The 23,422-nt window shown below is 52.7% G+C and carries 22 protein-coding genes; 6 read left to right on the top strand and 16 right to left on the bottom strand.

All coding sequences use genetic code 11. The features are described from left to right. Positions 1-82: 82 nt before the first annotated feature. From glmU to asnC, 14 genes are all read right to left on the bottom strand, one after another. The gene (gene glmU / locus KI228_RS22145; protein WP_061069416.1) at positions 83-1,453 is read right to left on the bottom strand and encodes a bifunctional UDP-N-acetylglucosamine diphosphorylase/glucosamine-1-phosphate N-acetyltransferase GlmU; all 1,371 of its coding nucleotides are present in this window, start codon (positions 1,451-1,453) and stop codon (positions 83-85) included. Positions 1,454-1,766: 313 nt separating this feature from the next. Beyond that, a complete protein-coding gene (locus KI228_RS22140) occupies positions 1,767-2,186 on the bottom strand; it encodes a F0F1 ATP synthase subunit epsilon (RefSeq protein ID WP_003023809.1) in 420 nt (139 codons plus the stop codon). Positions 2,187-2,206: 20 nt separating this feature from the next. After that, the gene (gene atpD, locus KI228_RS22135; RefSeq protein WP_003023806.1) at positions 2,207-3,589 is read right to left on the bottom strand and encodes a F0F1 ATP synthase subunit beta; all 1,383 of its coding nucleotides are present in this window, start codon (positions 3,587-3,589) and stop codon (positions 2,207-2,209) included. 26 nt (positions 3,590-3,615) lie between these two features. Further along, positions 3,616-4,479 carry a F0F1 ATP synthase subunit gamma gene (atpG, locus tag KI228_RS22130; protein ID WP_005121458.1) on the bottom strand — a complete coding sequence of 288 codons (864 nt, stop codon included), beginning with the start codon at positions 4,477-4,479 and terminating at the stop codon, positions 3,616-3,618. A gap of 50 nt (positions 4,480-4,529) precedes the next feature. After that, complete coding sequence (atpA, locus tag KI228_RS22125; protein ID WP_042998753.1) at positions 4,530-6,071, bottom strand: F0F1 ATP synthase subunit alpha; 1,542 nt, start codon at positions 6,069-6,071, stop codon at positions 4,530-4,532. A gap of 12 nt (positions 6,072-6,083) precedes the next feature. After that, the gene (gene atpH, locus KI228_RS22120; protein ID WP_042998754.1) at positions 6,084-6,617 is read right to left on the bottom strand and encodes a F0F1 ATP synthase subunit delta; all 534 of its coding nucleotides are present in this window, start codon (positions 6,615-6,617) and stop codon (positions 6,084-6,086) included. A 14-nt stretch (positions 6,618-6,631) separates the two neighbouring features. Further along, on the bottom strand, positions 6,632-7,102 hold the full coding sequence (gene atpF, locus KI228_RS22115; RefSeq protein ID WP_003827022.1) for a F0F1 ATP synthase subunit B: 471 nt from the start codon (positions 7,100-7,102) through the stop codon (positions 6,632-6,634). A gap of 59 nt (positions 7,103-7,161) precedes the next feature. Then, on the bottom strand, positions 7,162-7,401 hold the full coding sequence (gene atpE, locus KI228_RS22110; RefSeq protein WP_000429386.1) for a F0F1 ATP synthase subunit C: 240 nt from the start codon (positions 7,399-7,401) through the stop codon (positions 7,162-7,164). Between the two features lie 46 nt (positions 7,402-7,447). Continuing rightward, positions 7,448-8,263: a F0F1 ATP synthase subunit A gene (gene atpB / locus KI228_RS22105; protein WP_042998755.1), complete on the bottom strand. Its 816-nt coding sequence runs from the start codon at positions 8,261-8,263 to the stop codon at positions 7,448-7,450. 8 nt (positions 8,264-8,271) lie between these two features. Next, on the bottom strand, positions 8,272-8,652 hold the full coding sequence (gene atpI / locus KI228_RS22100) for a F0F1 ATP synthase subunit I (protein WP_042323565.1): 381 nt from the start codon (positions 8,650-8,652) through the stop codon (positions 8,272-8,274). A 616-nt stretch (positions 8,653-9,268) separates the two neighbouring features. Further along, a complete protein-coding gene (rsmG, locus tag KI228_RS22095) occupies positions 9,269-9,892 on the bottom strand; it encodes a 16S rRNA (guanine(527)-N(7))-methyltransferase RsmG (protein ID WP_042998756.1) in 624 nt (207 codons plus the stop codon). A 64-nt stretch (positions 9,893-9,956) separates the two neighbouring features. Then, on the bottom strand, positions 9,957-11,846 hold the full coding sequence (gene mnmG, locus KI228_RS22090) for a tRNA uridine-5-carboxymethylaminomethyl(34) synthesis enzyme MnmG (RefSeq protein ID WP_061069417.1): 1,890 nt from the start codon (positions 11,844-11,846) through the stop codon (positions 9,957-9,959). Between the two features lie 379 nt (positions 11,847-12,225). Further along, complete coding sequence (mioC, locus tag KI228_RS22085) at positions 12,226-12,669, bottom strand: FMN-binding protein MioC (protein WP_061069418.1); 444 nt, start codon at positions 12,667-12,669, stop codon at positions 12,226-12,228. An 88-nt stretch (positions 12,670-12,757) separates the two neighbouring features. Further along, positions 12,758-13,216 carry a transcriptional regulator AsnC gene (gene asnC, locus KI228_RS22080; RefSeq protein ID WP_042323573.1) on the bottom strand — a complete coding sequence of 153 codons (459 nt, stop codon included), beginning with the start codon at positions 13,214-13,216 and terminating at the stop codon, positions 12,758-12,760. Positions 13,217-13,366: 150 nt separating this feature from the next. Between asnC and asnA the strand changes: the two genes are divergently transcribed. Next, the gene (asnA, locus tag KI228_RS22075) at positions 13,367-14,359 is read left to right on the top strand and encodes an aspartate--ammonia ligase (protein WP_061069419.1); all 993 of its coding nucleotides are present in this window, start codon (positions 13,367-13,369) and stop codon (positions 14,357-14,359) included. A 2-nt stretch (positions 14,360-14,361) separates the two neighbouring features. Here asnA and viaA read toward each other — a convergent pair whose 3' ends face one another. After that, complete coding sequence (gene viaA, locus KI228_RS22070) at positions 14,362-15,813, bottom strand: ATPase RavA stimulator ViaA (protein ID WP_061069420.1); 1,452 nt, start codon at positions 15,811-15,813, stop codon at positions 14,362-14,364. Then, the gene (gene ravA, locus KI228_RS22065; protein WP_061069421.1) at positions 15,807-17,303 is read right to left on the bottom strand and encodes an ATPase RavA; all 1,497 of its coding nucleotides are present in this window, start codon (positions 17,301-17,303) and stop codon (positions 15,807-15,809) included. The genes viaA and ravA overlap by 7 nt, the downstream gene beginning before the upstream one ends. Before the next feature lie 219 nt (positions 17,304-17,522). Here ravA and kup point away from each other — a divergent pair, with 219 nt between their 5' ends. The 5 genes from kup (at position 17,523) to rbsB (ending at position 23,406) form a co-directional block, all read left to right on the top strand. After that, complete coding sequence (gene kup / locus KI228_RS22060) at positions 17,523-19,391, top strand: low affinity potassium transporter Kup (protein ID WP_042998762.1); 1,869 nt, start codon at positions 17,523-17,525, stop codon at positions 19,389-19,391. 196 nt (positions 19,392-19,587) lie between these two features. Beyond that, positions 19,588-20,007 (top strand): D-ribose pyranase, encoded by a 420-nt coding sequence (gene rbsD, locus KI228_RS22055; RefSeq protein ID WP_042998763.1) that lies wholly within the window; start codon positions 19,588-19,590, stop codon positions 20,005-20,007. A 7-nt stretch (positions 20,008-20,014) separates the two neighbouring features. Next, the gene (rbsA, locus tag KI228_RS22050) at positions 20,015-21,520 is read left to right on the top strand and encodes a ribose ABC transporter ATP-binding protein RbsA (RefSeq protein ID WP_061069422.1); all 1,506 of its coding nucleotides are present in this window, start codon (positions 20,015-20,017) and stop codon (positions 21,518-21,520) included. Between the two features lie 5 nt (positions 21,521-21,525). After that, positions 21,526-22,491 carry a ribose ABC transporter permease gene (gene rbsC, locus KI228_RS22045; protein WP_042998765.1) on the top strand — a complete coding sequence of 322 codons (966 nt, stop codon included), beginning with the start codon at positions 21,526-21,528 and terminating at the stop codon, positions 22,489-22,491. Between the two features lie 24 nt (positions 22,492-22,515). Next, entirely contained in the window at positions 22,516-23,406 is an 891-nt protein-coding gene (rbsB, locus tag KI228_RS22040) for a ribose ABC transporter substrate-binding protein RbsB (RefSeq protein WP_042998766.1), read from the top strand. Positions 23,407-23,422: the final 16 nt, after the last annotated feature.

Raw genomic sequence — 23,422 nt, 5'->3', positions numbered from 1 at the left:
GATGCAGGCAACGCCTTATCCGGCCAACAAAACATCACTGAACGTAGGCCGGATAAGCGAAAGCGCCATCCGGCAAAAATATCTACTTTTTCTTCACCGGGCGTTTCCAGCCCTGCTTATTCACCTGCGGAACACGGCTGATGACCAACTCATTATCAGCCACGTTACGGGTGACGGTGGTCCCGGCAGCGATGGTTGCCCCATGGCCTACGGTCACCGGCGCCACCAGCTGAGTATCGGATCCGACAAACACATCGTCGCCAATAATGGTTTTAAACTTGTTCGCGCCGTCGTAGTTGCAGGTAATGGTGCCTGCGCCAATGTTCACGTTGTCGCCAATTTCCGCATCGCCCAGATAGGTCAGGTGACCGGCTTTTGAGCCTTTGCCGAGACGCGCTTTCTTCATCTCGACGAAGTTACCGACGTGAGCACCTTCCATCAGTTGCGCACCAGGGCGCAGACGAGCAAAGGGTCCAATGGTGCAGGCCGCGTCCAGATGGGCATCTTGCACTACGCTGTACGGGCTGATTTCACAGTCATCACCAATAACGCTGTTTTTAATGACGCAGCCCGCGCCAATCTTCACGCGATGGCCCAACGTGACGTGGCCTTCGATGATAACGTTAGTATCAATTTCAACATCTCGCCCGTGAACGAGCGTACCGCGCAGGTCAAAACGCGCCGGATCGCGCAGCATCACGCCCGCCAGCAGCAGTTTTTCTGCCTGCTCGGACTGGTAAACACGCTCCAGGCGGGAGAGCTGAAGACGGTTATTTACCCCTTCAGTTTCGCTAATACGCGCCGGATGTACCGCCGCAATCTCACGCCCTTCCTGGTAGGCCATCGCAATGATGTCGGTGATGTAGTATTCACCCTGCGCGTTGTTATTGGTCAGTTTAGACAGCCAGCGTTTCATGTCCGCGCCATTGGCAATCAGGATCCCGGTGTTGATCTCCTGAATCCTGCGCTGTTCCTTGCTGGCATCTTTATGCTCAACGATGCCGGTCACTTTGCCGTTTTCACGGGTGATGCGACCATAGCCGCTCGGGTCGTCCAGCACGACGGTCAACAAACCGATGCCGCCCTGGGGTTTAGCTTCACGCAGGCGAGTCAGGGTTTCAACGGAGATCAGCGGGACATCACCGTAGAGCATTAAAATGTCTTCATCATCGCCAAAGAACGGCGCTGCCTGCTGCATCGCATGGCCGGTGCCCAGCTGCTCCGCCTGTAACACCCAGTTAAGGTTGTCTTCTTTCAGGCTTTCTTTAAGCAGATCGCCGCCGTGTCCGTAGACCAGATGAACCTGAGAAGAGCCCAATTCATTTGCTACATCAATGACATGCTGAACCATCGATTTCCCGGCAAGGGTGTGCAGCACTTTTGGAAGATCGGAATACATGCGTGTACCTTTGCCTGCGGCAAGGATCACTACGCTCATCGCTTTATTCAACATACGCGCCCTGACTGTAATTTGAGAACGAATTTATACCGTTTCACGTTGAAAATACTACATTTTTTTCGTCGTGAAATGGGCAGAGGATAAAACGCACAATCGCGAATTTTCCCCAACGAAGATAGAGACATTTTCGTCCATTACTGCGACTTTTGTCTTCTGAAATGTCACCTGATATCGCGATTAACGCGCCAGGCTAATGTTTTTACTCTTTTTTTGATCCATAAAGTAAGATGAGGCAAACAGCACATTAATGACAGGCAAAAAAAAACCAGCCTGAAATCAGACTGGTTTTCATTTTTTCAACCCGGTGTTACATCGCTTTTTTGGTCAACTCGATAACGCGCAGTTTCGCGATCGCTTTGGCCAGTTCCGCAGATGCCTGAGCGTAATCCACGTCACCATGAGAGCTCTTAATGTGCTCTTCAGCCTTACGTTTCGCTTCCAGGGCTCTCGCTTCATCGAGATCCTGCCCGCGAATCGCGGTATCAGCCAGTACGGTCACGCTGCCAGGTTGCACTTCAAGAATGCCGCCAGACAGATAGATAAACTCTTCATGACCGAACTGTTTAACGATGCGGATCATACCAGGCTTAATGGCGGTGAGCAGTGGGGCGTGCCCTGGGAAAATACCCAGTTCACCTTCACTACCCGTTACCTGGATTTTCTCGACCAGACCAGAGAACATTTGTTGCTCTGCGCTGACGACGTCCAGGTGGTAAGTCATTGCCATATCACCCTCCGATTAAGGCGTTAAAGTTTTTTGGCTTTTTCTACGGCTTCGTCGATAGAACCAACCATGTAGAACGCCTGCTCTGGCAGGTGGTCATACTCGCCTTCCATGATGCCTTTAAAGCCACGGATGGTGTCTTTCAGGGAAACGTATTTACCCGGAGAACCGGTGAATACTTCCGCAACGAAGAACGGCTGGGACAGGAAGCGCTGGATCTTACGCGCACGTGCTACCACCAGTTTGTCTTCTTCAGACAGTTCATCCATACCCAGGATGGCGATGATGTCTTTCAGTTCCTGGTAACGCTGCAGCAGGGACTGTACGCCACGCGCGGTGTCGTAGTGTTCCTGACCAACCACCAGAGGATCCAGCTGACGGCTGGTAGAATCCAGCGGGTCAACGGCTGGGTAGATACCCAGAGACGCGATCTGACGGCTCAGTACCACGGTTGCATCTAAGTGAGCAAAGGTGGTGGCTGGCGACGGGTCAGTCAAGTCATCCGCAGGTACGTATACCGCCTGAACGGAAGTGATAGAACCGGTTTTGGTAGAAGTGATACGTTCCTGCAGAACACCCATCTCTTCCGCCAGGGTCGGCTGGTAACCTACCGCTGATGGCATACGACCCAGCAGTGCGGAAACTTCCGTACCGGCCAGGGTGTAACGATAGATGTTATCGACGAACAGCAGTACGTCACGACCTTCGTCACGGAATTTCTCTGCCATGGTCAGACCGGTCAGTGCAACGCGCAGACGGTTTCCCGGCGGCTCGTTCATCTGGCCATATACCAGGGATACTTTATCCAGAACGTTGGAGTCGGTCATTTCGTGGTAGAAGTCGTTACCCTCACGAGTACGTTCACCTACGCCCGCAAACACGGAGTAACCGGAGTGCTCGATCGCGATGTTACGGATAAGCTCCATCATGTTTACGGTTTTACCTACACCCGCACCACCGAACAGACCCACTTTACCGCCCTTCGCGAACGGACACATCAGGTCGATAACTTTGATACCGGTTTCCAGCAGTTCCTGAGAGCTGGACAGCTCTTCATAGGACGGTGCTGCGCGGTGGATAGCCCAACGCTCTTCTTCACCGATATCGCCTTTCATGTCGATCGGGTGACCCAGGACGTTCATGATACGACCCAGGGTTGCTTTACCTACCGGGACTTCGATCGGGTGCTCGAGGTCTTTGACTTCCAGACCACGACGCAGACCGTCGGAAGAACCCATTGCGATGGTACGTACGATACCGCCGCCGAGCTGCTGCTGAACTTCCAGCACCAGACTCTCTTTACCATTCATAACCTCAAGAGCATCGTACACGCGCGGTACGGCATCCTGAGGGAATTCGACGTCAACCACGGCGCCGATTACCTGGACAATTTTTCCAGTAGCCATCTTGAATCCTCTACGAATTAACCTGGTTATACCGCGGATGCACCACCGACGATTTCGGTGAGTTCCTGAGTAATGCTGGCCTGACGAGCTTTGTTGTATACCAACTGCAGCTCTTTAATCAGGCTGCCGCCATTGTCGGTCGCGGCTTTCATCGCCACCATACGTGCGGCCTGCTCGCTGGCCAGGTTTTCTACCACGCCCTGATAAACCTGAGATTCAACGTAACGACGCAGCAGGGTATCCAGCAGCGGTTTCGGATCAGGTTCATACAGGTAATCCCAGGCTTTTTGTTTTAACTCTTCATCTTCTGATGCCGGTAATGGCAGCAGTTGAGTCAGCGTCGGAACCTGAGACATGGTGTTGATAAATTTGTTACTGACAACGTACAGTCTGTCCAGACGACCTTCATCGTAAGCCTGCAGCATCACTTTAACCGGACCGATCAGTTCGGACAGGGAAGGGTTATCCCCCATACCGGTTACCTGCGCAACCACATTACCGCCAACGGAATTAAAGAAAGACACGCCCTTAGAGCCGATCATTGCGATGTCGCACTGAACGCCTTTATCGGACCATGTTTTCATATCCGCCAGCAGCTTTTTGAACAGGTTAATGTTCAAGCCACCGCACAGACCACGGTCAGTCGACACCACCAGGTAGCCCACGCGTTTAACGTCGCGTTCTTCCAGGTACGGGTGCTTATATTCCAGATTACCATTCGCAAGGTGACCAATCACTTTGCGCATGGTCTCTGCATAAGGACGGCTGGCCGCCATGCGATCCTGCGATTTACGCATTTTGGAAGCGGCGACCATCTCCATCGCTTTAGTGATCTTCTGCGTGTTCTGGACGCTTGCGATCTTACTACGTATCTCTTTTGCGCCGGCCATGAGCTTCTCCTCAATGCCTTGCGGCCTGTCCTAAGACAAGCCGCCAGACGTTACCAGGACTGGGTTGCTTTGAAGGAATCGAGGATAGCTTTCAGCTTGCCTTCGATTTCGTCGTTATAGTTACCAGTCTGGTTGATTTCTTGCATCAGCGGAGCATGGTCACGGTCGACATAAGCCAGCAGAGCGGCTTCGAAGCTACCGATTTTCGCCAGTTCCACATCTTCGAGGTAACCGCGTTCAGCCGCGAACAGAACCACACCCTGTTGTGCTACAGACATAGGGGCATACTGTTTCTGCTTCAGCAGCTCGGTCACTTTCTGACCGTGGCTCAGCTGTTTACGGGTTGCTTCGTCCAGATCGGATGCGAACTGAGAGAACGCTGCCAGTTCACGGTACTGTGCCAGCGCGGTACGGATACCACCGGACAGTTTCTTGATAATCTTGGTCTGAGCAGCACCACCTACACGAGATACAGAGATACCCGGGTTAACCGCCGGACGAATACCGGAGTTGAACAGGTTAGTTTCCAGGAAGATCTGACCATCGGTAATAGAAATTACGTTGGTCGGAACGAACGCAGAAACGTCACCCGCCTGGGTTTCGATAATCGGCAGAGCGGTCAGGGAGCCGGTTTTACCTTTCACTTCACCCTTGGTGAAGTTCTCAACGTATTCCGCGTTAACGCGGGATGCGCGCTCCAGCAGACGGGAGTGGAGGTAGAACACGTCGCCCGGGAATGCTTCACGTCCTGGCGGACGACGGAGCAGCAGGGAAACCTGACGGTAAGCAACAGCCTGTTTAGACAGGTCATCATAAACGATCAGCGCATCTTCACCGCGATCACGGAAGTATTCGCCCATTGCGCAACCGGCATACGGCGCCAGGTATTGCAGTGCGGCAGATTCAGACGCGGTCGCTACCACAACGATGGTGTTAGACAGGGCGCCGTGTTCTTCCAGTTTACGAACCACGTTAGAAATGGTGGACGCTTTCTGGCCGATAGCCACGTACACACATTTAATGCCGGAATCACGCTGGTTGATGATGGCATCGATTGCCATCGCGGTTTTACCGGTCTGACGGTCACCGATGATCAATTCACGCTGACCACGACCGATTGGGATCATGGCATCAACGGATTTATAACCAGTCTGCACCGGCTGATCGACGGACTGACGTTCAATTACGCCTGGTGCGATAACTTCGATTGGCGAGAAGCCATCGTTATCAACTGGACCTTTACCGTCAATCGGAGAACCCAGTGTGTTAACCACACGGCCCAGCAGGCCACGGCCAACCGGAACTTCCAGAATACGACCCGTACACTTAACCTTCATACCTTCGGCGAGGTCAGCGTATGGACCCATCACCACTGCACCCACGGAGTCGCGCTCCAGGTTCAGTGCGATAGCGTAACGGTTACCCGGCAGGGAAATCATCTCACCCTGCATACAATCGGCCAGGCCGTGAATGCGGATAACACCGTCACTTACAGAAACAATAGTACCTTCGTTGTGAGCTTCACTCACAACATTGAACTGAGCAATGCGCTGCTTGATCAGTTCGCTGATTTCGGTGGAATTCAGTTGCATGCTCCAGTCCCCTTAAGACTGCAAGACGTCTGCAAGACGTTCAAGACGGCCGCGTACGCTGCCATCAATGACCATATCACCCGCACGGATGATTACGCCCGCCATTACAGACTTATCGATTTTGCAATTCAGCTTTACTTTGCGTGACAGACGTTTTTCCATCGCAGCGCTAATCTTCGCAAGCTGTTCTTCACTCAGTTCGTTCGCGGAAGTGACTTCTACCTCAGAGATAGACTCACTCGCGGCACGCAGGTGAATAAACTGCTCAAGAACATCCGGGAGCGCGTTCAGACGGTTATTCTCAGCCATCACCTTAATCAGGTTCTGACCGTTTTCGTCCAGTTGCTCACCGCAAACTGCGATAAACGACCCGGCGAGCGTTTCCGGCGCCAGTGCGCCAGAGAGAAGCTCTGCCATTTGTTCGTTCTTAGTCACCTCGGCGGCAAACGCCAGCATGTCCTGCCAGCGCTCTACACTTTGGTGTTCGACGGCAAAGTCAAAAGCTGCTTTGGCGTAGGGGCGAGCTACCGTAACAAATTCAGACATCAGCCCCTCCCTCCTTACAGTTCAGCGACAAGTTTATCCACGATGTCGCTGTTAGCAGCTTCATCCACGGAACGTTCGATGATCTTCTCGGCGCCAGCAACAGCCAGGATAGCAACTTGCTTACGCAGCTCTTCACGGGCACGTTTACGCTCGGCATCAATTTCCGCCTGCGCCTGGGCCACGATTTTAGTACGTTCCTGTTCTGCTTCCGTTTTGGCTTCGTCCAGGATCTGAGCGCGACGTTTGTTCGCCTGCTCGATGATTACCTGAGCTTCCGCCTTCGCTTTTTTCAGCTGGTCGGTCGCGCTGGCCTTTGCAAGGTCAAGATCCTTGTGTGCGCGTTCAGCAGAAGCAAGACCGTCAGCAATTTCTTTTTGACGCTTCTCGATGGCAGCCATTAACGGCGGCCATACATACTTCATGCAGAACAGAACAAACAGGACAAACGCGATGGCCTGGCCGAGGATTGTTGCGTTAAGATTCACAGCACAATGCCTCTATCTAGTTAACGTTCTGATATTGCTCTTAATTCAAGCAACGCTTACTACGCGACAGCGAACATCACGTACAGACCCAGACCTACAGCGATCATCGGGATAGCATCCACCAGACCCATAACGATAAAGAACTGAGTACGCAGCAGAGGAATCAGATCAGGTTGACGCGCTGCGCCTTCCAGGAATTTACCCCCGAGGATGCCGATACCGATCGCAGCACCGATTGCCGCCAGACCCATCATCACAGCGGCAGCCATGTACAGCAGATCCATATTCAGGTTTTCCATGACAGTCTCCAGTTTGTTTCAGTTAAAACGTAGTAGTGTTGGTAAATTAATGCTCTTCAGACGCCATCGACAGATAGACGATCGTCAGAACCATGAAGATGAAGGCTTGCAGCGTAATAATCAGGATGTGGAAAATGGCCCACGGCACATTCAGGATCCACTGTGACCACCACGGCAACAGACCAGCAATCAGAATGAAAATCAGCTCACCGGCATACATGTTGCCGAACAGTCGCAGACCGAGAGAAACCGGTTTAGACAGCAGACTTACCCCTTCAAGGATTAAGTTGACAGGGATGAACGCCCAGTGATTGAACGGCTGCAGCGTCAACTCTTTCGCGAAGCCACCGATGCCTTTCATTTTGATGCTGTAGAACAGAATGAGGATAAATACGCCGAGCGCCATGGACAGGGTAACGTTCACGTCAGCAGACGGAACCACGCGCAGTGCAGGCAGACCGAAGATATGCTCGCCGATGTACGGCAGCAAGTCGATTGGCAGTAAGTCCATCAGGTTCATCAGGAATACCCAGACGAAGATCGTCAGGGCCAGTGGTGCAATCAGCTTGCTTTTGCCATGGTACATGTCTTTCACGCTACCATGCACAAAGCCGATTATCAGCTCAATCGCGGTCTGAAACTTGCCTGGTACGCCGCTGGTCGCCTTTTTGGCCACGCTGCGGAACAAAGCCAGGAACAACAGACCCAGCACCACCGAGAAAAACATGGAGTCAATATTGAGCGTCCAGAAGGTGGCTGGGGGGTTATGCGGATCCACCAGCGAGAATGTACGCAGGTCCAACTGAAGGTTGTTCAGATGGTGTCCTATGTAATCCTGCGGCGTCATATTTTCTGAAGCCATGATGCCTTTTACCCTTTGTTGTTAATTACAGCCGGCGCCAGTATCTGAACCACCAGCACCAAAACCCACGTAACGATCAGCGGCAAAAATACCGCCTTGAAAACCGCCAGCGCCACCACCAGCAAAATCAGCATCGCTAACACCTTGAAGGCTTCGCCGAAGGCGAACGTCCAGGCCACTCGGCCTTTAGCAGGTGTATGCGCCTGGTGACGCCAGGCAAATATCATAAACAACACGTTAGGCAGAAAGACTGCCATACCTCCGCATATTGCGGAAGTGCCCCAGAAGAGGTCTTTGAGGCTGAACAGCAATCCACTTGCTACTACCGCCAGAAACTGAATGAACAGAAGCTTACGAGCAACGTTTCGACTCAAGAGCGACACAGACATCACGTTTTTAACTCCTGCTCCCTTCGAGGTATGCCGCGTGTCGTATAAAACGTTCTTTGAGGCTTAGAGTCAAGCATCAAAAAGCGGTCAAATTATACGGTGCGCCCTCGTGATTTCAAACAATAAGTAGCTAAAAGGTGAATAAATGTTTAAATATTTTTCCCTGGCCCACATTTATGACTTTTAGCCAAACTGTGAACGATCATGCAAAACTGCAAATAGCGCGTAAACACTGGTGTTAAAGCGTGCTTCAGATCACATATTGAGCATATTCGCCCCGACGGTATTTATTTACTTGGCAAATGATGCCTTTTCAACTTTCTGATATTTAAGCCTAAAATCACTCACTCTTTTAAAAACGACCGATTACATCTCAAAAACCAACCATTGACATTTTTAATAAAAATTCAACACTCGAGAGTGATTCTACGCCTGGATTTTTAGCAGCCTGATATTTTCAGTGTTGACTAATTTTGTCTTTAGCCAAAAAAGCCACGTTGCCCTGTTGATAATAGACAGTAAATGTGGCGTTAAGTGTAACGACTTATATCGGCAAAAATGTCTCAGTGTTTTAACAATAAAAAGACCGATTTTTCTCTATTTTTTTTGATAAATATTAAATTTTGTTTGGCTTAATCACCACCAGATGGCGCTCACCTTCCAGATGCGGAACCTGCAGTTTAACTACCGATTCAACACAAAACGCAGGAGGAAGCGACGCTATTTCGTCTTCCGGTAGCTGGCCTTTCAGCGCATAAAAACAGCCCTTCTCGCCCGGAAGGTGGTGACACCAGCTCACCATGTCATTGAGTGAAGCGAACGCCCGGCTGATCACGCCATCAAACGGTGGCTCTGCGGGAAATTCTTCCACACGACTTTGCACTGGCGTGATGTTAGCCAGCTTCAGCTCATGCTGGACCTGACGCAGGAAACGCACGCGTTTACCCAGACTGTCGAGCAGGGTGAAATGCGCTTGCGGACGCACAATGGACAACGGAATGCCCGGCAACCCCGGTCCGGTACCGACATCAATAAAACGCTCACCCTGCAAATGCGGTGCCACGATAATACTGTCGAGAATGTGACGAACCAGCATCTCGTTGGGATCCCGCACAGAGGTCAGGTTGTACGCTTTGTTCCATTTGTGCAGCATTTCAACATACGCAATCAGCTGATTTTTCTGGTGATCGGTAAGCGAAATGCCGGCGTCTGCCAGCAGGCGTGAGAGTTTGTTGAGCACGGTGATTACCTGTTTTAACTAATTTGCCCGGTAAGCAATGCGCCACCGGGCAACGTTCAACACATTAAGCGCTGCGGCGCAGCATACCCTGTTTTTTCAGCCACACCAGCAGAATGGAGATAGCGGCAGGCGTGACGCCAGAGATGCGCGATGCCTGGCCGATCGAAACCGGCTTGTGATCGTTTAGCTTGGCAATCACTTCGTTCGACAGGCCAGATACCTGGCGGTAATCCAGCGTGGCAGGCAGCAGCGTGTTTTCATTGCGCAGCTGTTTTTCAATCTCATCCTGCTGACGAGCGATATAACCTTCGTACTTCACCTGGATTTCAACCTGCTCAGCAGCCTGCGCGTCTTCCAGTGCGGGGGCAAACGGCGTCAGGGTCGTGAGCTGTGCATAGGTCATTTCCGGACGACGCAGCAGATCTTCACCACTGGCTTCACGAGACAGCGGCGCAGTAAGGTGAGCATTCACTTCGTTGGCCGATTCCGCCGCAGGCGTCACCCAGGTAGATTTCAGGCGCTGGCGTTCGCGTTCGATGTTCTCCAGCTTCTCGTTGAAGCGAGCCCAACGCACGTCATCCACCAGCCCCAGTTCACGCCCCATTTCGGTCAGACGCAGATCGGCGTTGTCTTCGCGCAGCATCAGACGGTATTCGGCACGCGAGGTGAACATGCGGTACGGTTCTTTGGTGCCCAGCGTGCACAGGTCGTCGACCAGTACGCCGAGATAGGCCTGAGAACGTGCCGGTGCCCACCCCTCTTTGTCTGCGGACAGACGCGCGGCATTGAGCCCTGCAAGCAGGCCCTGGGCAGCAGCCTCTTCGTAGCCGGTGGTACCGTTAATTTGTCCGGCGAAGAACAGGCCCTGGATAAATTTGCTTTCCAGCGTCGGTTTCAGGTCGCGCGGGTCGAAAAAGTCATACTCAATGGCATAACCCGGACGGACGATTTTCGCGTTCTCCATCCCTTCCATTGAGCGGACAATCAGCATCTGCACGTCGAAAGGCAGGCTGGTGGAGATCCCGTTCGGGTAAATTTCATTTGAGGTAAGCCCTTCCGGCTCCAGGAAGATCTGGTGCTGGTTACGATCGGCAAAGCGCATCACTTTATCTTCGATCGACGGGCAGTAACGTGGCCCGATTCCTTCGATCACGCCTGCATACATCGGGCTACGATCGAGGTTATTACGGATCACGTCATGGGTTTTCTCGTTGGTATGCGTGATATAGCACGGCACCTGTTGTGGGTGCTGGGCAGCATTGCCCATGAACGAGAAGACCGGCATTGGGTTGTCGCCATGCTGCTGCGCCAGCACGCTGAAATTAATCGTGCGTGCATCGATACGCGGCGGGGTGCCGGTTTTAAGACGGCTTACGCGCAGCGGCAGTTCGCGCAGACGGCGAGAGAGCGGAATGGATGGCGGATCGCCAGCACGGCCACCGCTGTAATTATCCAGACCAATATGAATTTTGCCGTCAAGGAAAGTTCCAACGGTTAACACTACCGCTTTGGCGCGGAATTTTAGCCCCATCTGGGTCACAGCGCCAACGACACGATCGTTTTCAACAATCAGATCTTCAACCGCCTGCTGGAAGATCATCAGGTTGGGTTGGTTCTCCAGCGCGGTACGCACCGCCTGACGGTACAGCACACGATCCGCCTGAGCACGGGTAGCGCGAACCGCCGGTCCTTTGCTCGCGTTTAGTATCCTAAACTGGATACCTGCCTGGTCGATTGCTTGTGCCATCAGCCCGCCGAGCGCATCCACTTCTTTTACCAGGTGTCCCTTCCCAATACCGCCAATCGCCGGGTTGCAGCTCATCTGCCCCAGCGTGTCGATATTGTGTGTCAAAAGCAGGGTTTGTTGACCCATACGCGCTGCGGCCATCGCGGCCTCAGTGCCTGCATGACCCCCGCCAATGATGATGACGTCAAAAGGATCCGGATAAAACATGGTAATTGCCTCGCATAACGCGGTGTGAAAATGGATTGAAGCCCGGGCGGTGGATTCTACTCAACTTTGTCGGCTTGAGAAAGACCCCGGGATCCTGGCTATTAAAAAGAAGATCTTTTTATTTAGAGATCTGTTCTATTGTGATCTCTTATTAGGATCGCCATTGGCTGTGGATAAGCCGGATCCCGGTATTAAGATCAATACCTTGGTAAGGATCATTAGCTGTGAATGATCGGTGATCCTGGTCCGTATAAGCTGGGATCAGAATGAAGGGTTATACACAACTCAAAAACTGAACAATGGTTATTCTTTGGATAACTACTGGTTGATCCAAGGTTCCTGACAGAGTTATCCACACACGATCGCACGATCTTTACACTTATTTGAGTAAATTAATCCAGGATCCCAGCCAGGCTTCTGCCGGATCTTCCGGAATATCGTGTTCAAGGATGTTGATCTTCAGCGTTTCGCCGATCTGTCTGGCTCCGGAATGCTTCAGTTCAGCTTCGAGCTTCTCGATAGCGCCACAGAAGGTGTCATACTCGCGACTGCCGATACCGATCGCACCGAAACGAACCTGCGACAGATCTGGTTTTTGCGATTGAAGATCTTCATATAAAGGAACAAGGTTATCCGGAATGTCTCCCGCACCGTGCGTGGAGCTAATGACCAACCAGATCCCGGAGGCAGAAAGATCCTCTAACAGCGGGCCGTGCAGGGTTTCAGTAGTAAAACCGGCATCTTCCAGCTTTTCAGCCAGGTGTTCTGCAACATATTCAGCGCCGCCGAGGGTGCTGCCGCTAATAAGAGTTATGTCAGCCATACGAGCCCATCCTGTTAAAGAAGGGCTATTGTACGCTGTGAGTGAGCTGGGATCTACCTGTGGAAAAATGTGGGATTAAAAAAGGCGATCACGGCTTGATGGTACGCATAATCGGGTTTTGCAGGACGATCAGTGTCTCGGTGGACTGAATTTCATCAATTGTTTGGATCTTGTTGATAAGTACATGCTGGAGCGCATCGATCGACCGGCACATGACCTTAATAAAGATGCTGTAGTGGCCGGTGGTGTAATACGCCTCAGTGACTTCATCCAGGCTTTCCAGCCTGGCCAATGCCGAAGGATAGTCTTTGGCGCTTTTGAGAATGATGCCGATAAAGCAGCCGACGTCATAACCGAGTTGCTTCGGGCTGACGTCAATGCGCGCACCGGTGATGATCCCCGCCTGTTTCATTTTCTCCACACGCACGTGAATGGTCCCCGGACTGACGCCAAACTGTTTTGCCAGTTCGGCGTAGGCGGTACGGGCATTTTCCATTAAGGCATCAAGAATGCCGCGGTCCAGATTGTCGATCTGATAATTTTCCATAGTTTTTTCTTATGTGTATTAATGATTCACTCTATTTTAGCGGTTAATTTTAATGAATCAAAATTGAATGCGGCTTTTTATTTGTTGATTATTGAATATCACCCCCATTTTGTTGCTTAATCATAGGCAACAGGACGCAGGAGTAAAAAAATGAAAACCGCTTACATTGCCAAACAACGCCAAATTAGCTTCGTGAAATCTCACTTCTCTCGTCAACTGGAGGAGCGTCTGGGTCTGATTGAAGTCCAGGCACCGATCCTCAGCCGTGTAGGGGATGGCACGCAGGATAACTTGTCGGGCTGTGAAAAAGCGGTGCAGGTGAAAGTGAAAGCGCTGCCAGATGCCCAGTTCGAAGTGGTTCATTCGCTGGCGAAGTGGAAGCGTCAAACACTGGGACAACACGACTTCAGCGCTGGCGAAGGGCTCTACACGCACATGAAAGCCCTGCGCCCGGATGAAGATCGTCTCTCCCCGCTCCACTCAGTGTATGTCGATCAGTGGGACTGGGAACGCGTGATGGGCGACGGTGAGCGTCAGTTCTCCACTCTGAAAAGCACGGTAGAGGCTATCTGGGCGGGAATTAAAGCGACCGAAGCAGCGGTAAGCAAAGAATTTGGTCTGGCACCGTTCCTGCCAGAGCAGATCCACTTTGTTCACAGCCAGGAATTACTGAGCCGTTATCCGGCTCTTGATGCAAAAGGTCGTGAACGTGCGATCGCCAAAGAGTTAGGCGCGGTCTTCCTGGTGGGGATCGGCGGTAAGCTCAGCGATGGCCACCGCCATGACGTTCGTGCGCCGGACTATGATGACTGGAGTTCCGCATCCGAGTTGGGGTATGCCGGTCTGAACGGAGATATTCTGGTCTGGAACCCGGTGCTGGAAGATGCGTTTGAACTCTCTTCCATGGGCATCCGTGTCGATGCCGACGCGCTGAAACATCAGCTTAAGCTTACCGGTGATGAAGATCGTCTGAGTCTGGAATGGCACCAGGCGCTGCTGCGCGGTGAAATGCCGCAGACTATTGGCGGCGGCATTGGTCAGTCTCGCTTAACCATGCTGCTGCTGCAACTGCCGCACATTGGTCAGGTTCAGTGCGGCGTATGGCCTGCACAGGTCCGTGAAAGCGTAGCTTCGCTGCTGTAATCTTATCGCCGCCAGCGTCTGAGCAGGCGGCTTCGCATCCCGGTATCAAAGCGCCAGATATGATCGAAAATGCGCATGATGCCGGGTTTGCCATGTGCTGACATCGCCACCGCGTGAAAGCGATGTTGATGAACCCGCTGCAGCTCTCCGACTTTACTCACCACTTCGTCAGGCAACCGCTGGGCGATAAAATCTGAAATCACCACCGCATCGGCATCAAACCACTCTCGTCCCTGCATGCGTTCAATAATGGCGCGAAAACAGCTGGCGATATCCGTACCGCCGCGAAAGCGTTGGCTCAGAAAGCGGATAGCCTGCTCAATGCCTTGTGGGCCGGAAAGCTCATAGCGCACCACTTCGGTGGAAAACAGCATGATGAAGCAACGACGGTTATCGGCAAGGGCAATGCGCATCAGGGCCAGGCAAAAGGCCTTTGCGCACTGTTCATTAAAGCCCCCCATTGAGCCGGAGGTGTCAACGCACACAATGAACGGCCCGCGCGGCTGTTCATCGAAATCCTGATGAATCACCGGTCGTTCAGTGACCTTCTCGCGCCAGGCTTCACCGTGCAGACGATAAGTGAGCAGTTGTTTTTCCACCAGCCGCCGGTAGAACTCATATTCCAGTTCTGTTATGCCGAGCGTGGCCAGTTCCGGTGGCAACAGACGCAGAATATCGTCACTTTGCTGAATACCATCAACCTGCTCAGGCACCGTGGCGGGCTCGCGCACCAGCGTGCGAAAGGTCTCCATCGGCGCATCTTTTCGCGGAACGGATTTGGCTTCTCTGGAACGCCCCAGTTGCTCTGCCAGTCGCATCAACTCCGGCTGTTCGCGCAGAAAATCACCATACTTCACGATCAACTGATAATCACCGCGTCTGAGCTGACCGGCGCTCATATCCCACAGGCGGCCTGCGGCGGTTTCGTTTTCTGCCAGAACCGGATCCAGTTGCCCGCTCAGGGTCATTCGTTCCTGAACTTCACTCAGTAACTGCTCACGCTCTTCTTCAAGCAATTGCTGATTCAGTGTCGTGGTCTGCACCACCAGACTTAAGCGCCAACGCTGTAAAAAGAGCGTATGCAGAGCGGGGGTGAATATCGTGTTGCTGTCCACCAGTTGCTGCGCCTGTTCGGCATACGGCGAGTGCAGCCGGTGTAATAGCGTCAATATTTGCGGAAGCTGGACGATGAACTGCGCGGTAGAGAGAAGCTGGCTCTGCTGGTAGCACATCACCTCTTCCGTCAGCTCTGGCGGTACGCGTGCATCTTTAAGCCGCCGACGAAGCGCTTCGCGCCAGCGCGGTAGATCGTCCGTGATTGCCGCTTTCAGACGGGGAAATTTTTCAAAAAAGACCGCCAGCTGTGGCGAGGCCAGCAGCGCGAGGATCATCTCTTCGATCATCCCCTCTTCACTGACGGCTAACATGACATTGAGTGTATCCAGTGTCAGCATTGTTGCGCCTGACGGATCTGCTCACCGACATCCTGAAGGCTGGCCTCAATACGACCTAACCAGTCGCTATGAATAAACAGGCACTTTTGCTGTTCGCTAAAGCGGGTATGCTGCTGGCGCCAGTCGTTTTCCAGCGCCTCCAGCTGCTGCTTGATTTCGCCGGGCATGGCTTCTTCCGAAGAACCAGGAAGCGCCAGGCGCGTGCCCCGTAGACTCACATCGCGCACAACCAGATGCTGGGCGCTATCGACTTCCATATTCAGCGTCTGAGCAAACCCGATCCCGTTAAGTTTACCGCGGATCTCGCCCCCTTTCGCCAGCCATTGCTCCAGCGCGCTGCGATCAAAAGCGATGTGGATCACTTCCATATCATGCAATTTCAAGGGTTTTTGCAGAAGTAGTGTCAGAGTTGTCGCAGTGACCTCAGCGGGCAAATCGTAATGCGGACGACGGCTGAACATGCCCCCCTGACGCAGCACGGTAAACGCGGTTTTATCGCTTTGTTGTTGCTGCAACTGAATGCGTTGCTGGACGATACCGCCGAGGCGCGTCAGCATGGTTTGCTGTTGCCAGGCGTGTCCGGTCATCAATATTTCGAGCTGTTGCTGCATCAGGTTCAGGCTCTGGGCGTCGTACCACAGGCAGTCCTTTAGCAGAATGAGATCGATAGGGGCAACGGCGTCACGCCCGCTAAAGAAGGCGCTGGCCTGTAACAGACGAATCGCTTTTTTCCAGCGACGGTCTGAGACGTAAGGCGCATTCGGCAGATTATCCAACTGCTGGCGCAGCGTAAAAATCAGCTCAAAAACATGATCGGGCAGCGTAATTGCGCCAATGTCTTTCTGCCAGCGGTAATACTCTTCATCGCTCACCTGTAGTGAGGCGGGAACCGGGTTTTCGCTTTCGTCCTGTTGGCTTACCAGCAAGGAGCGAAAGTTAGCTTTGTCCTGCACTTTGTCCAGCCACAGACGGATCAGCATACGGTCGTACAGCGCTTCCAGACTGCTGTCTGCTTCCGGTAGTTCGTTGGAGGCGGCCACCAGCAGGCGCATAGGGATTTTTTCTTCGTGCGCGCCGTTGCGAAAGTGACGTTCGTTAATCGCAGTCAGCAGGGTATTGAGGATTGCCGGACCCGCTTTCCAGATTTCATCAAGAAAGACGATTTCCGCTTCGGGAAGATAACCGGCGGTTAAGCGTTCGTAACGACCTTCATCTTTAAGCGCCTGAATAGAGAGTGGGCCAAAAACCTCTTCCGGCGTGGAAAAACGCGTCATCAGATATTCAAACGCCCGCGCATTCTGGAAGGCAAATTTCAGCCGACGGGCAATCAGGCTTTTGGCGATCCCTGGAGGGCCAAGTAAGAAAACGCTTTCGCCGCTCAGGGCGGCCAGCAGGCAAAGCCGAATGGCGTGACTGCGCTCATAGAGACCTTTTTCCAGCGCGCTGCTCAGGCGGGAAATTCTTTCCGCTAATAAATGTGGGTGAGCCATAATAGAGTGGCGTCCTTTCATAAATGTACTGCGTTAACAGCGAGTATAGACGTTTCGGTTCACAGGCTGAACTTGTTCGGGAGGCTGTTTATTTTTCTTTGAGCCAGGTTAATCTGGTCTCATTTAGGGGTACGATTTTGCTTGGAATCGTGCATACTGTGCGCTTTTTGTGGGCCAAGGGACTACGCACACATTTCTTTATATATGAAAGACTAGTCTATGAGCACTGATAATAAGCAATCATTGTCTGCGATTACCCTCGCAGCCATTGGGGTTGTCTACGGTGATATTGGTACCAGCCCACTTTATACACTTCGTGAATGTTTGTCCGGTCAGTTTGGTTTTGGCGTTGAACGTGATGCCGTTTTTGGTTTTTTGTCGCTGATTTTCTGGCTACTCATCTTTGTTGTTTCGATTAAGTATCTGACTTTCGTCATGCGTGCTGATAACGCTGGTGAAGGGGGGATCCTGACGCTGATGTCGCTGGCGGGGCGTAATACCTCCGCGCGAACGACCTCTATGCTGGTCATCATGGGCTTAATCGGCGGCAGCTTCTTTTATGGTGAGGTGGTGATCACCCCGGCCATCTCGGTGATGTCGGCCATTGAGGGTCTGGAGATCGTTGCGCCGCAGCTGGATACCTGGATTGTCCCGCTGTCGATAATCGTCCTGACGCTGCTGTTTATGATTCAGAAGCACGGTACCGGGATGGTGGGGAAGTTATTTGCGCCTATCATGCTGGCCTGGTTTTTGATTCTGGCCGTGCTTGGCCTGCGCAGCATTATTGCCAACCCCGAAGTGCTGCAGGCGTTGAACCCGATGTGGGCGGTGCATTTCTTTCTGGAATATAAAACCGTCTCCTTTGTTGCGCTTGGCGCGGTGGTTCTGTCGATTACCGGTGTCGAAGCGCTGTATGCCGATATGGGGCACTTTGGTAAGTTCCCCATCCGCCTGGCGTGGTTCACCGTGGTACTGCCTTCGCTGGTGCTCAACTACTTTGGTCAGGGCGCGCTGCTGTTAAAGCATCCGGAAGCGATTAAAAACCCGTTCTTCTTGTTGGCGCCGGACTGGGCGTTGATTCCGCTGCTGATCATTGCGGCGCTGGCGACGGTGATCGCCTCTCAGGCGGTGATTTCAGGCGTCTTTTCGCTGACGCGTCAGGCGGTTCGCCTGGGATATCTGTCGCCCATGCGTATCATTCATACGTCAGAAATGGAGTCCGGACAGATCTACATTCCGTTCGTCAACTGGATGCTTTATATCGCAGTGGTCATTGTGATTGTCAGCTTCGAACACTCCAGTAACCTGGCGGCGGCGTATGGGATTGCCGTGACCGGCACGATGGTGCTGACCTCGATTCTCTCAACCACCGTGGCGCGTAAAAACTGGCACTGGAATAAGTACTTCGTGGCGCTGATTCTCGTCGCGTTCCTGTGTATTGATATTCCATTGTTCTCGGCAAACCTCGACAAACTGCTGTCTGGTGGTTGGTTACCGTTATCGCTGGGTCTGGTGATGTTCACCATCATGACTACCTGGAAGAGTGAACGTTTCCGCCTGCTGCGTCGTATGCATGAGCACGGTAATTCTCTGGAAGCGATGATTGCCTCGCTGGAGAAATCCCCGCCGGTACGCGTACCGGGAACTGCGGTATATATGTCTCGCGCGCTGAATGTGATCCCCTTTGCTCTGATGCACAATCTCAAGCACAACAAGGTATTGCATGAGCGAGTGATCCTGCTGACGCTGCGGACTGAAGATGCGCCGTACGTGCATAACGTCCGTCGTGTGCAGATTGAACAGCTGTCGCCAACCTTCTGGCGCGTCGTTGCCAGCTACGGCTGGCGTGAAACGCCGAATGTTGAAGAAGTCTTCCATCGCTGCGGTCTGGAAGGGTTGAGCTGCCGGATGATGGAAACGTCGTTCTTTATGTCGCACGAGTCGTTAATCGTCGGCAAACGCCCCTGGTATTTGCGTCTGCGTGGCAAGCTGTATCTGCTTCTCCAGCGTAACGCGCTGCGCGCGCCTGACCAGTTTGAGATCCCGCCTAACCGCGTGATTGAACTGGGGACACAGGTCGAGATTTAACGTGCTCATCCAGCCGGGCAGCGCAACGCTTGCCCGGCATTTTTCTTCCCGTCCAGCTCTGCTTTGTCTCTCTTGCCATTTCACTTAGCGAAACGTTTCGACGGTGATCACAAATCTGTTACGTAATGATGGTTATTTGCTCACTTCTCAGACTACACTCAATACCAGCGAAACGTTTCGCTAGTGGAGTAAGAAAATGAAGAAAGGCACTGTACTCAATTCAGAGATTTCATCGGTGATCTCCCGTCTGGGGCATACCGATACGCTGGTGGTGTGTGATGCAGGTTTACCCATCCCGAACAGAACTACGCGTATTGATATGGCATTAACCCAGGGCGTACCTTCTTTTATGCAGGTACTGGATGTGGTGACCCGTGAAATGCAGGTTGAGTCGGCCATTCTCGCGACGGAAATTAAACAACATAATCCGCAGCTCCACGAAACGTTGCTCAGCCATATCGAGCAACTGCAACAACACCAGGGAAATACCATAGAAATTCGTTACACCACGCATGAACAATTTAAAAAACAAACCGCAGACAGTCAGGCGGTAATTCGCAGCGGGGAGTGTTCCCCGTATGCGAATATCATTCTCTGTGCTGGCGTCACTTTCTGAGGCTGTCATGGACGCATTACTGCAACTCAAAGGGATCGATAAAGCGTTCCCTGGCGTGAAAGCGCTATCCGGCGCCGCACTCAATGTTTATCCCGGCCGCGTGATGGCGCTGGTGGGGGAAAATGGTGCCGGCAAATCCACCATGATGAAAGTGCTGACCGGTATCTATACCCGTGATGCGGGTTCGCTGTTGTGGCTGGGTAAAGAAACCACCTTTAATGGCCCTAAATCGTCCCAGGAAGCCGGTATCGGCATCATCCATCAGGAACTTAACCTGATCCCGCAACTCACCATTGCGGAAAATATTTTCCTCGGCCGCGAATTCGTTAACCGCTTTGGCAAGATTGACTGGAAGAAAATGTATGCCGAAGCGGATCTCCTGTTAGCTAAACTCAATCTGCGCTTTAAGAGCGACCGCCAGGTTGGTGAATTGTCGATTGGCGACCAGCAGATGGTCGAGATCGCCAAAGTGCTGAGCTTTGAGTCGAAAGTCATCATTATGGATGAGCCAACGGATGCGCTCACCGATACCGAAACCGAATCCCTGTTCCGCGTGATCCGCGAACTGAAGTCGCAGGGGCGCGGTATTGTCTATATTTCTCACCGCATGAAAGAGATCTTCGAGATTTGCGATGACGTGACCGTTTTCCGCGACGGGCAGTTTATTGCCGAACGTGAAGTGGCCTCGCTGACCGAAGACTCCCTGATAGAGATGATGGTGGGACGTAAGCTCGAAGAGCAGTATCCGCGCCTGGATAAAGCGCCTGGCGACATCCGTCTGAAGGTCGATAACCTGTGCGGACCTGGCGTGAACGATGTCTCTTTTACTCTGCGTAAAGGTGAAATATTAGGGATCTCGGGCCTGATGGGAGCCGGGCGTACCGAACTGATGAAGGTTCTGTATGGCGCGCTGCCACGCACCAGTGGTTATGTCACGCTCGACGGGCATGAAGTGATCACTCGTTCTCCGCAGGACGGACTGGCGAACGGTATCGTCTATATTTCTGAAGACCGCAAGCGCGACGGTTTAGTGCTCGGTATGTCGGTAAAAGAGAATATGTCGCTGACCGCGCTGCGCTATTTCAGTCGCAGCGGCGGCAGTCTGAAGCATAAGGATGAGCAACAGGCGGTAAGCGATTTTATCCGCCTGTTCAACGTGAAGACGCCGTCGATGGAACAGGCTATCGGTCTGCTGTCCGGTGGCAACCAGCAGAAAGTGGCGATTGCCCGTGGGTTGATGACCCGTCCGAAGGTGCTGATCCTCGATGAGCCTACCCGCGGCGTGGACGTGGGGGCCAAGAAAGAAATTTATCAGTTAATTAACCAGTTTAAGGCCGACGGCCTGAGCATCATTCTGGTCTCCTCTGAGATGCCAGAAGTATTAGGCATGAGCGATCGCATTATCGTCATGCATGAAGGGCATCTCGGCGGTGAATTCACTCGCGAGCAGGCCACCCAGGAAGTTCTGATGGCTGCCGCTGTAGGCAAGCTTAATCGCGTGAATCAGGAGTAAAAAAGATGACTACCCAGGCTGTTTCTGGTCGCCGTTATTTCACCAAAGCGTGGTTGATGGAGCAGAAGTCGCTCATCGCCCTGCTGGTGCTGATCGCGATTGTCTCGACGTTGAGCCCTAACTTTTTTACCGTCAATAACCTGTTCAACATTCTTCAACAGACATCCGTGAACGCCATTATGGCGGTGGGGATGACGCTGGTGATCCTGACATCGGGTATCGATCTGTCTGTCGGTTCCTTGCTGGCGCTCACCGGCGCGGTGGCGGCTTCAATTGTAGGGATTGAAGTTAACGCGCTGGTGGCCGTTGCTGCTGCCCTGGCATTAGGTGCCGCTGTTGGCGCAGTCACAGGTGTGATTGTGGCGAAAGGCCGCGTGCAGGCGTTTATCGCCACGCTGGTCATGATGCTACTGCTGCGCGGCGTGACAATGGTGTACACCAACGGGAGTCCGGTTAATACGGGCTTTACCGATAATGCCGATCTGTTTGGCTGGTTCGGTATCGGTCGTCCGCTGGGGGTTCCAACGCCGGTCTGGATCATGGGTATTGTTTTCCTGGCGGCATGGTACATGTTGCACCACACTCGTCTGGGTCGCTATATCTATGCGCTGGGTGGTAACGAAGCGGCAACGCGTCTGTCTGGCATTAGCGTCAGTAAAATCAAGATCATCGTCTATTCACTGTGTGGGCTGCTGGCATCGCTGGCGGGCATCATTGAAGTGGCGCGCCTCTCCTCTGCCCAGCCGACTGCCGGTACGGGTTATGAGTTGGATGCCATCGCAGCCGTTGTGCTGGGTGGGACCAGTCTGGCGGGCGGCAAAGGTCGTATTGTTGGGACCTTGATCGGCGCATTAATTCTGGGTTTCCTCAATAATGGTTTGAATTTGTTAGGTGTTTCCTCCTATTACCAGATGATCGTCAAAGCGGTGGTGATTTTGCTGGCGGTACTGGTAGACAACAAAAAGCAGTAACAACGACTACAGGACATCTTAAATATGAACATGAAAAAACTGGCTACCCTGGTTTCTGCTGTTGCGCTAAGCGCCACCGTGAGCGCGAATGCAATGGCGAAAGATACCATTGCGCTGGTGGTCTCCACGCTTAATAACCCGTTCTTTGTCTCGCTGAAAGACGGGGCGCAGAAAGAGGCTGACAAGCTGGGTTACAACCTGGTGGTACTGGATTCTCAGAACAACCCGGCGAAAGAGTTGGCGAACGTTCAGGATTTAACCGTACGTGGTACTAAAATTCTGCTGATCAACCCGACGGATTCCGACGCGGTGGGTAACGCAGTGAAGATGGCGAACCAGGCGAATATCCCGGTGATTACCCTTGACCGCCAGGCAACTAAAGGTGACGTCGTCAGCCATATCGCATCTGATAACGTGCTGGGCGGGAAAATCGCCGGTGATTACATCGCCAAAAAAGCCGGTGAAGGCGCAAAAGTCATTGAACTGCAAGGTATTGCCGGGACTTCCGCGGCGCGTGAGCGTGGTGAAGGTTTCCAGCAGGCCGTTGCGGCACACAAATTTAACGTTCTGGCCAGTCAGCCGGCAGATTTCGACCGCACTAAGGGTCTGAACGTTATGCAGAACCTACTGACTGCGCATCCGGACGTGCAGGCTGTTTTTGCACAGAACGATGAAATGGCGCTGGGTGCGCTGCGTGCTCTGCAAACCGCAGGTAAATCTGATGTGATGGTGGTCGGATTTGACGGTACGCCTGATGGCGAAAAAGCGGTAAATGATGGCAAACTGGCTGCGACTATCGCACAGTTACCGGACCAGATCGGCGCGAAAGGCGTTGAGACAGCGGATAAGGTGCTGAAAGGCGAGAAAGTTCAGGCCAAATATCCAGTTGACCTGAAGCTGGTCATCAAGCAGTAACTGGCGATTCAGGCGA

The sequence above is a fragment of the Citrobacter amalonaticus genome (genome assembly GCF_018323885.1).
In the GTDB taxonomy this organism is placed as follows: Bacteria; Pseudomonadota; Gammaproteobacteria; order Enterobacterales; family Enterobacteriaceae; genus Citrobacter_A; species Citrobacter_A amalonaticus.
The sequence above is the reverse complement of the archived record's forward strand: the minus strand, read 5'-3'. Positions and strand labels throughout refer to the sequence as shown.